Annotated in this window: 9 protein-coding genes; 4 read left to right on the top strand and 5 right to left on the bottom strand. The window is 70.4% G+C overall.

Annotated features, from left to right (window positions below):
- Positions 1–138: 138 nt before the first annotated feature.
- Positions 139–507 (bottom strand): hypothetical protein, encoded by a 369-nt coding sequence (locus ACFVXC_RS25845; protein WP_389909164.1) that lies wholly within the window; start codon positions 505–507, stop codon positions 139–141.
- A 118-nt stretch (positions 508–625) separates the two neighbouring features.
- The gene (locus ACFVXC_RS25840; protein ID WP_389909161.1) at positions 626–1,795 is read right to left on the bottom strand and encodes a PucR family transcriptional regulator; all 1,170 of its coding nucleotides are present in this window, start codon (positions 1,793–1,795) and stop codon (positions 626–628) included.
- 180 nt (positions 1,796–1,975) lie between these two features.
- Here ACFVXC_RS25840 and ACFVXC_RS25835 point away from each other — a divergent pair, with 180 nt between their 5' ends.
- Together ACFVXC_RS25835 and pruA are read left to right on the top strand one after the other, a co-directional pair.
- Positions 1,976–2,902, top strand: a complete 927-nt coding sequence (locus ACFVXC_RS25835) for a proline dehydrogenase family protein (protein WP_389909158.1) — start codon at positions 1,976–1,978, stop codon at positions 2,900–2,902.
- A 42-nt stretch (positions 2,903–2,944) separates the two neighbouring features.
- A complete protein-coding gene (pruA, locus tag ACFVXC_RS25830; RefSeq protein ID WP_389909155.1) occupies positions 2,945–4,576 on the top strand; it encodes an L-glutamate gamma-semialdehyde dehydrogenase in 1,632 nt (543 codons plus the stop codon).
- Between the two features lie 94 nt (positions 4,577–4,670).
- Here the strand turns inward: pruA and ACFVXC_RS25825 are convergent, their stop codons facing one another.
- The gene (locus tag ACFVXC_RS25825) at positions 4,671–5,045 is read right to left on the bottom strand and encodes a MerR family transcriptional regulator (protein ID WP_389909152.1); all 375 of its coding nucleotides are present in this window, start codon (positions 5,043–5,045) and stop codon (positions 4,671–4,673) included.
- A gap of 74 nt (positions 5,046–5,119) precedes the next feature.
- On the opposite strand from ACFVXC_RS25825, the gene ACFVXC_RS25820 reads away from it, so the two are divergent.
- Positions 5,120–6,238, top strand: a complete 1,119-nt coding sequence (locus ACFVXC_RS25820) for an alkene reductase (RefSeq protein ID WP_389909149.1) — start codon at positions 5,120–5,122, stop codon at positions 6,236–6,238.
- On the opposite strand, the gene ACFVXC_RS25815 is transcribed toward ACFVXC_RS25820, so the two are convergent.
- Positions 6,217–6,924, bottom strand: coding sequence for a nitroreductase family protein (locus ACFVXC_RS25815; protein WP_389909146.1), 708 nt, complete (start codon positions 6,922–6,924; stop codon positions 6,217–6,219). The genes ACFVXC_RS25820 and ACFVXC_RS25815 overlap by 22 nt on opposite strands.
- A gap of 2 nt (positions 6,925–6,926) precedes the next feature.
- Positions 6,927–7,430, bottom strand: a complete 504-nt coding sequence (locus tag ACFVXC_RS25810) for a hypothetical protein (protein ID WP_389909143.1) — start codon at positions 7,428–7,430, stop codon at positions 6,927–6,929.
- Between ACFVXC_RS25810 and ACFVXC_RS25805 the strand changes: the two genes are divergently transcribed.
- Positions 7,429–8,034: a GNAT family N-acetyltransferase gene (locus tag ACFVXC_RS25805; protein WP_389909140.1), complete on the top strand. Its 606-nt coding sequence runs from the start codon at positions 7,429–7,431 to the stop codon at positions 8,032–8,034. The genes ACFVXC_RS25810 and ACFVXC_RS25805 overlap by 2 nt on opposite strands.
- Positions 8,035–8,192 lie beyond the last annotated feature (158 nt).

The raw sequence follows: 8,192 nt of genomic DNA, 5'->3' as shown, positions 1-8,192 counted from the left end.
CCGGGGGGGGCGGGGGGGGGGGGGGGGGGGGGCGGGGGGGGGGGGGGGGGGGGGGGGGGGGGGGGGGGCGGGGGGGGGGGGGGGGCCCCCCCCCCCCCCCCCCCACCACTGTGGGTCATGCTTCTTCCGAGGACTTGGCTACCAGTCGATGCAGGCCCTGGGGACGTAGCCCTTCACGTTCGTGTCGTTCGTGACGCCGTAGAGCCACTGGGTGCTCGTCTTGCCGCAGAGCGTGTACTTCTGGCCAGTGATCGGCTTTCCGTCGTTGCAGACGAAACCCTTCCTGCCCTTGTTCCACTGGCCGACGGCGGTGCCGTTCACCTTCGCCGTGGTGCGTACCTTCACGGTCTCCTTGGCGGGCACGTTGGAGAGGCCGCTCAGGCAGGTGGGGGCCGCGGCGGCGGCGAGCGGGGCGGAGGGCGTCTGTGCCACGGCGATACCGCCGGTGAGGGTGGTGCCGACGAGGGCGGCGACGGCGACGGCGGGTCCCAACAACTTGAGTTTCATCGGGTGTTCGGTCTCCCCTGTGGAATACGGATGTGATCAACTTCTGTGATCAAGGGGAGAGGTTACCGGGCCATGGCCATGCCAGGTGCCGCCCGTAGGCGTGCTTGTAGCCGTGCTCTTACAGTCGTGACGCCTTCAGGATCATGTGCAGCAGCAGCCGGTCCTCGCCGTCGTCCAGGTCGAGGCCGGTGAGCTGCTCCATGCGGGAGAGCCGGTAGTAGAGCGTCTGGCGGTGGATTCCCAACTCCGCCGCCGTGCGGCCCGCTTGGCCCGCGCAGTCCAGGAACACCTCCGCGGTACGGGCGAGTTCGCGATGGGCGGGGGAGAGCAGTGCGCGGGCCACCGGGTCCTGGGCGGCCTCGGCGGGCAGGGAGGTGAGCAGGCGGTAGGGGCCTACGTCAGACCATTGGGCCACGGGGGCGAAGCGCGGTTCGGCGCGGGCCGCGCGGGCCGCCGTGGACGCCTCCCACCAGGCGGCGCCGAGCTCGTCCAGGCCGTGCCGGGCGCTCGCGATCCCCGCCGCCGCGGACGTGACCGACTCCAGGAGCCGCGTGGCCGCCGACACCGCGGGCGTGAGCACGTCCGCCGAGCGCACCCGGACGAGCACCGCGAGGCTCTGGCCCGCCGCGCCCCAGGGCACCGTGCACAGGGCGGTCGCCCCCTGCACCGTACGGACCGAAGGGGCGGAGTCCGGGTCGGCGGAAGGCCAGGGGGCGACGCAGACCACCGCGTGCAGGCCCTCGCCGCGCGAGCCGAGTGCCGTGCGCAGGTCGGCCACGGCCATGTCCCGCTGCCAGCCCCGCTCGGCGGTCAGGACCGCGCGGAACTCCCGGGTCAGATCGGCCCCCGCCTGCGCCTCGTCGGCGAGCAGCGCGCCGATGCGGGTGGCGACCTCCATGGCGGCGGTCAGCTGGGCCTCCGTGGGGCCCGGCTCGTCGTCGAGCAGCCATACGTAACCCAGGGCGAACCCCCGATGTCGTACGGGAAGGCAGATCCGGCCGCGGTGGACGCCCGCCTCCGGAGTGGGCGGAATGCGGATCGGGGCCGTCGCCCGGGTGATGCCGAAGCTCTCGAACCAGGTGCGGACCCCGGCCGTCGAGCGGCGCGTGAGGATCGAGCGGGTGCGCACCGGATCGAGTGCCGTCGCGTCGAAATCGGTGTCGCCGCCGCTGTCGTGCGCGCCGAACGCGATCAGCTCGAAATCGCGGTTCTCCAGTGTCGCGGGGGCGCCGAGCAGGGCCGAGATCTCGTCGACCAGTTCCTGGTAATCACCTTTCACACTGTCCATTCTGGCGTAGTTCCGCCCCACCTTCAGACAGATGTCTGAGATCCAGGGCACGGATGCGTGACAGCTGTCGATGGCCCCGGATCGGAGGGATCCTTAAGTTTCACGGTGGTTCTCCGTGCCGTACCGGCTTGTTACGCATATCCAGGTACGGCCCCCTATCTACTCTCCGTGGAGGTGCCCGTGCTGGGTCCCGTGATCCTCGCCGCGTCGCGCAGCGACCAGATGCGCCGTTTCGTGTCGGCGGCCCCGGGCACCAAGCAGGTCGTGAGCCGCTTCATCGCCGGTGAGAGCGTGGACCAGGTGGTTCCGATCATCACGGACGCCGCCGACAAGGGCCTGGAGGTCACCCTCGACGTCGTCGGCGAGGACATCACCACGCCCGAGCAGGCCGCCGCCGCGCGCGACGCCTATCTGGAGCTCGTCGAGCGCCTCAAGGACCTGGGGCTCGGCACCAAGGCCGAGATGTCCGTGAAGCTCTCCATGTTCGGTCAGGCCCTTGAGGGCGGCCACGAGCTGGCCCTCGCCAACGTCCGCCCGGTCGTCATCGCCGCCGCCGCGATCGGCACCACGGTCACCCTGGACGCCGAGGACCACACCACCCTCGACTCGATGTTCGCCATCCACGAGGAGCTGCGGAAGGACTTCCCGCAGACCGGCTGCGTCATCCAGTCCTACCTCTTCCGCACCGAGGACGACGCCCGCCGCCTGGCCGCCGCGGGCAGCCGCGTACGCATCGTGAAGGGCGCCTACAAGGAGCCCGCCGAGGTCGCGTACCAGGACAAGGCGGAGATCGACAAGGCGTACGTGCGCATCATGCGCATCCTGATGGAGGGTTCCGGGTACCCGATGATCGGGTCCCACGACCCGCGCCTGATCTCCATCGCACAGGAGCTCGGACGGCGCGCAGGGCGCAAACTGGACGAGTACGAATTCCAGATGCTGTACGGCATTCGTAGCGACGAGCACCTGCGGCTCGCGGCCGAGGGCCACCGGATGCGCGTGTACACCGCCTACGGCACCGACTGGTACGGATACTTCATGCGCCGCCTCGCGGAGAAGCCGGCCAACCTGCTCTTCTTCGCCCGCTCCATCCTCACCAAGGGCTGAGCTCCCTTTCCCCCGACCCCCCTCCAAGGAGATACGGAACTCATGGACGCCGTCACCCAGGTCCCCGCGCCGGTCAACGAGCCGGTGCACGGCTACGCACCCGGTTCCCCGGAGCGTGCCCGCCTCGAGACGAAGCTCAAGGAGCTCTCCGAGAACCCCATCGAGCTGCCGATGACCATCGGCGGCGTCAAGCGCCTCGGTGGCGGTGAGCCCTTCAAGGTCGTGCAGCCGCACAACCACCAGGCCGTCATCGGCAACGGTCGCGGTGCCACCTCGCAGGACGCCCAGGACGCGATCGACGCCGCTCTGGCCGCCGCCCCGGCGTGGCGCGCGATGTCCTTCGACGACCGCGCCGCGATCATCCTGCGCGCCGCCGAGCTGCTCTCCACGACATGGCGCGAGACGCTCGCCGCGTCCACGATGCTCGGCCAGTCGAAGACCGCCCAGCAGGCCGAGATCGACACTCCCTGTGAGCTCGTCGACTTCTGGCGCTTCAACGTCAAGTACGCCCGTGACCTGCTCGCCGAGCAGCCCCCGGCGAACTCGACCGGCGTCTGGAACCGCCTGGACCACCGCCCGCTCGAAGGCTTCGTCTACGCGATCACGCCGTTCAACTTCACCGCGATCGCGGGCAACCTCCCCACCGCCCCCGCCCTCATGGGCAACGTGGTGGTCTGGAAGCCGAGCCCCACCCAGACGCACGCCGCCGTGCTGCTCATGCAGCTCCTTGAGGAGGCGGGCCTGCCCAAGGGCGTCATCAACCTGGTGACCGGCGACGGCATCGCCGTCTCCGAGGTGGCCCTGACCCACCGCGACCTGGCGGGCATCCACTTCACCGGCTCGACCCCGACCTTCCAGCACCTGTGGAAGACGGTCGGCGAGAACATCGCCAACTACCGCACCTACCCGCGCCTGGTCGGCGAGACCGGCGGCAAGGACTTCGTCGTCGCGCACCCGAGCGCCGACCGCGCCGTCCTCAAGACGGCCCTGACCCGTGGCTCCTTCGAGTTCCAGGGCCAGAAGTGCAGCGCCTCGTCGCGTGCGTACGTCCCCGCCTCGATCTGGAACTCCGGCTTCAAGGAGGAGTTCGCGGCCGAGGTCGACGGCATCAAGATGGGTGACGTCACCGATCTGTCGAACTTCGTCGGCGCCGTCATCGACGAGCGCGCGTTCGCCAAGAACAAGGCCGCCATCGACCGCGCGGCGGCCGACCCGACCTGCACGATCGTCGCGGGCGGCACGTACGACGACTCGGTCGGCTACTTCGTCCGTCCGACCGTCGTCGAGTGCTCGGACCCGGCCAACGAGGTCTTCACCACCGAGTACTTCGGTCCGTTCCTCGCGATCCACGTCTACGAGGACGACAAGTACGAGGAGATGCTGACCCAGATGGAGTCGGCGTCGGACTACGCGCTGACCGGGTCGGTCATCGCGGGTGACCGTGCCGCGGCGGCGTACACGATGGAGAAGCTCCGCTACGCGGCGGGCAACTTCTACATCAACGACAAGTCGACCGGTGCTGTCGTCGGGCAGCAGCCCTTCGGCGGTGGGCGTGCCTCGGGCACGAACGACAAGGCCGGCGCGCCGCAGAACCTGCAGCGTTGGACGCTGACCCGCGCCATCAAGGAGACGCTGGTCTCGCCCACGGAGTACTCGTACCCGCACATGGGCTGAATTTCCCTGGCTGCGAAGCCCCCTGGATCCCGCCCCTGACCTGGGCCCCACCCCGGTCGGGGGCGGTGTTTTCTCCCCGTGCCCGTGGGGGTCCTCAGCTGCTCGCAGGTGTCGGATCCGACGCCGCCGAGATCACCTCGTCCAGCACATCCCGCGCCCGCAACAGCTCCTCCACCATGCCGTCGATCCTGGCCCGCTCCACCGACAGCTCCTCCACCAGCCAAGGTGTGGCGGTCTTCGAAGGGCCGCCGTCCTGGTCCCGCATGCACGGGAGCAGCTCCACGATCTTCGCGCTGCACAGGCCCGCCGCGAACAGCTCCTGGATGTGGACGACGCGGTCGATCGCCGCCTCCGCGTAGTCGCGGTGGCCGCCCGGTGTGCGCTCCGCGTGCAGCAGGCCCTGCTTCTCGTAGTAGCGCAGGGACCGCTCGCTCACAGCGGTACGCTTCGCCAGCTCGCCGATCCTCATGTCACGCGTACCTCCGCACTTGAAGTGCCTCCGCACTTGAATCTGACACCAGTGTCAGCTTCTACCTTTTCGGCATGACGAACACTTCGCTTCTCGCACCGTATTCCGGGGGCCCCGTCGGCCACCTCCCCAACCGCGTCGTGATGGCGCCCATGTCCCGCCACCGGGCGGCCGAGGACGGCACTCCGCTGCCGGTCGTCGCCGACCACTACGCCCAGCGCGCGAGCGCGGGCCTCATCGTCACCGAGGGCATCTGGCCCGCGAGCGGCGGCCAGAGCGACTGGCGGATCCCGGGCCTGGAGACCCCCGCCCACATCGCCGGCTGGCGCGCGGTGACCGAGGCGGTGCACGAGGCGGGCGGCAGGATCTACGCCCAGCTCATGCACGGCGGCCGCAAGGGCCACCCGCTGGCCCGGATCGACGGCGACCTTCCCGCGGGGCCGTCCGCGGTGCTCGTCCCGGGCCGCGTCCACGTGAGCGGCGGCGGGAAGGCCGATCCGGTCGTCCCGCGCGCGATGACCCGCGACGAGATCCACACCGCCGTGCGCGATCACGTCACCGCCGCCCGCAACGCCATCGCCGCGGGCTTCGACGGCGTCGAACTCCACGGCGCCAACAGCTACTTGATCCACCAGTTCCTCGCCGACAACACCAACGTGCGCGACGACGAGTACGGCCGGAACTCGATCGCCGACCGCATCCGCTTCGCCGTCGAGGTCGTGCGCGCCGTCGCCGACGCCATCGGAGCCGAGCGCCTCGGTCTGCGCCTCTCGCCGGGCAACCCGCAGTTCGGCATGGCGGAGGCCGACCCCGGCCCCGTCTACCGCGCGCTGCTCGACGAGATCGACGGCCTCGGTCTCGCCTACCTCCACCTCACCGACAACGACAGCTACCCCGCCCTCAGCGACCTGCGCCCCCGCTGGCACGGCACCCTCATCGGCAACGTCGGTGAAAATGGCGAGCCGACCACGCGCGACGCGGGCGAGGCGGTGCTTGCCGAAGGCCTGGCGGACCTCGTGTCGTACGGGCGGGCGTTCATCTCCAATCCCGACCTGCCGGAGCGGTTCGCCGCGGGCGCGCCTCTCCAGGAGATCGACGCGGCGCACCTCTACACCCACGGGGCCGAGGGGTACACCGACTACCCCTCCATGGAGCGTGTGCTGGTGGGCGCTCAGACCTCCACCAGGACCTGATCCAGCGATTTCCGTACGAGGTCGGGGACCTGGCAGTCCGGCGCCGGATAGCCCACGGGGATCACCGCGAACGCCTTCTCGTTCTCCGGGCGGCCGAGCACCTGCGAGAGGAACCGCATCGGGCTCGGGGTGTGGATCAGCGCGGCGAGGCCCGACAGATGCAGCGCCGACAGCAGCATCCCCACGGCTATGCCGACCGACTCGTCGACGTAGTAGTGCTTGTGCTTGGCGCCGTCATCACCGAGCCAGTAGCGCTGCTGGAAGACCACGACGAGCGCGGGCGCGTCCGTCAGATGCGGCTTCACCTCGTCCGTGCCGAGTGGACGCAGCGCCGCGAGCCACTCCTCGCCGAGACGGCCGTCGTAGGAGATCTGCTCCTCGTGCTCGGCGGCCTCGCGGATCAGGCGGCGTATCTCCGGGTCCTGGACGAGGACGAACGTCCACGGCTGCTGGTGCGCGCCGGACGGCGCCGTCGCCGCGCACGCGATGGCGTCCCGCACGACCTGCGGGGGCACCGGGTCCGGCGCGAACTGCCGTACTGTCCGCCGCTCCTGCATCCGCGTCCTCAACTCGGCGGCGTGCGCGAGGGATTCGGTCGCGGGCATGCGCTCGGGGCGGTAAGGGACGGAGCGGTAGGGATCGCCGTGGATGGGGGTCCAGGGTCGTTCTGCGGTCTCGTCAGCCATGTTCACGAGTGTGCCCCGGTCAGCTCCATCCCGTCACGATCAATGAGAGACCGGTCGTGAATCCGACGCCCAGCAGGGCCAGATACAGCCCGTAGAACCGTCGCAGCCGGTGCGCAAGGAACCCGAAGGCCCCGAAGGCGAGGCCCACCGTGAGGGTGCGGGAGCCCCGGGAAAGCGCCGACTGGGCCAGCCAGTCCTGTGGTGCGATGTCGGCGCGGCCCGCCTCGCGGTTCGTTCAGGAGCGCGCCGCGGCGCGTCGTGCGGCCCGTGTCGCGGGCCAGGGCTCCGTCGAGGTTCGCGAAGGCGAGCCGGGCGGCGAGCAGCACGGCCACGGGGAGCGCCGCGATCGGCACCGGCAGCCAGGCGAGCGCCGCCGCCGCGCCCGCCGCGCAGAGCACACCCGCCATGGTGAGGGCGTCGGGCGACACCTCGCGGCGGGCGAGCGCGCCGCGTACGCCGGACAACCGGTCCGCGTACCAGGGCTTGAGAGTGTAGAGGCCGTTCATGGCACCGACTCTGCCGCCGTCGGACGGTCGGCAAATCGGGGTGCGTACTCAGATAGGGCCTGAGTACGGTGGATGGGTGACCACGTTGCGCACGGCCCATACCTGCGATCTCGGCCCCACCGAACTCGGCGCCGCCCGCGCGTTGATGGACGAGGCGTTCGACGGGGACTTCAGCGATCAGGACTGGGACCACGGCCTCGGCGGCGTGCACGCTCTCGTGCACGACGAATCCGGCCTTCTCCTCGCGCACGGCTCCGTGGTCCAGCGCCGGATCCTGCACAACGGCCGTTCGCTGCGCACCGGTTACGTCGAAGCGGTCGCCGTCCGTCCGGACCGTCGGCGGCAGGGTCTGGGCGGGCAGGTGATGGGTGCTCTGGAGCGGGTGATCGACCGGGCGTACGCGCTCGGCGCCCTCTCCGCGTCGGACGAGGGGCAGCGGCTCTACCTCGCGCGCGCCTGGCAGGAGTGGAAGGGCGCGGTCGGCACACTCGGCCCGAACGGCGTGGTCCACATGCCCGACGAGGAGCCCCCGCTCCTCCGGGGCGCCCACCTCGACCCGGTGCACGAACTCCTCATCGACTGGCGCGACGGGGACGTCTTCTAGGACGTCTTCTGTTCTCGCCCCGGAGCCGGCCTCAACCGTCGCCGTGCGCGCCCTCATCCGCGAGCTGAGAGCCGCCAGAGGGGCGACGGGGAGTTACGGAGAGTGAAGGCCGTCTCAGATAGTAGGAAGTCCGAGTAATTGTGGAGACAGACGCTCCG

The sequence above is a fragment of the Streptomyces sp. NPDC058257 genome, from assembly GCF_042881845.1.
Classification (GTDB): Bacteria; Actinomycetota; Actinomycetes; order Streptomycetales; family Streptomycetaceae; genus Streptomyces.
Note: the sequence above shows the minus strand (reverse complement) of the source record. Positions and strands in the feature narration are given on the sequence as shown.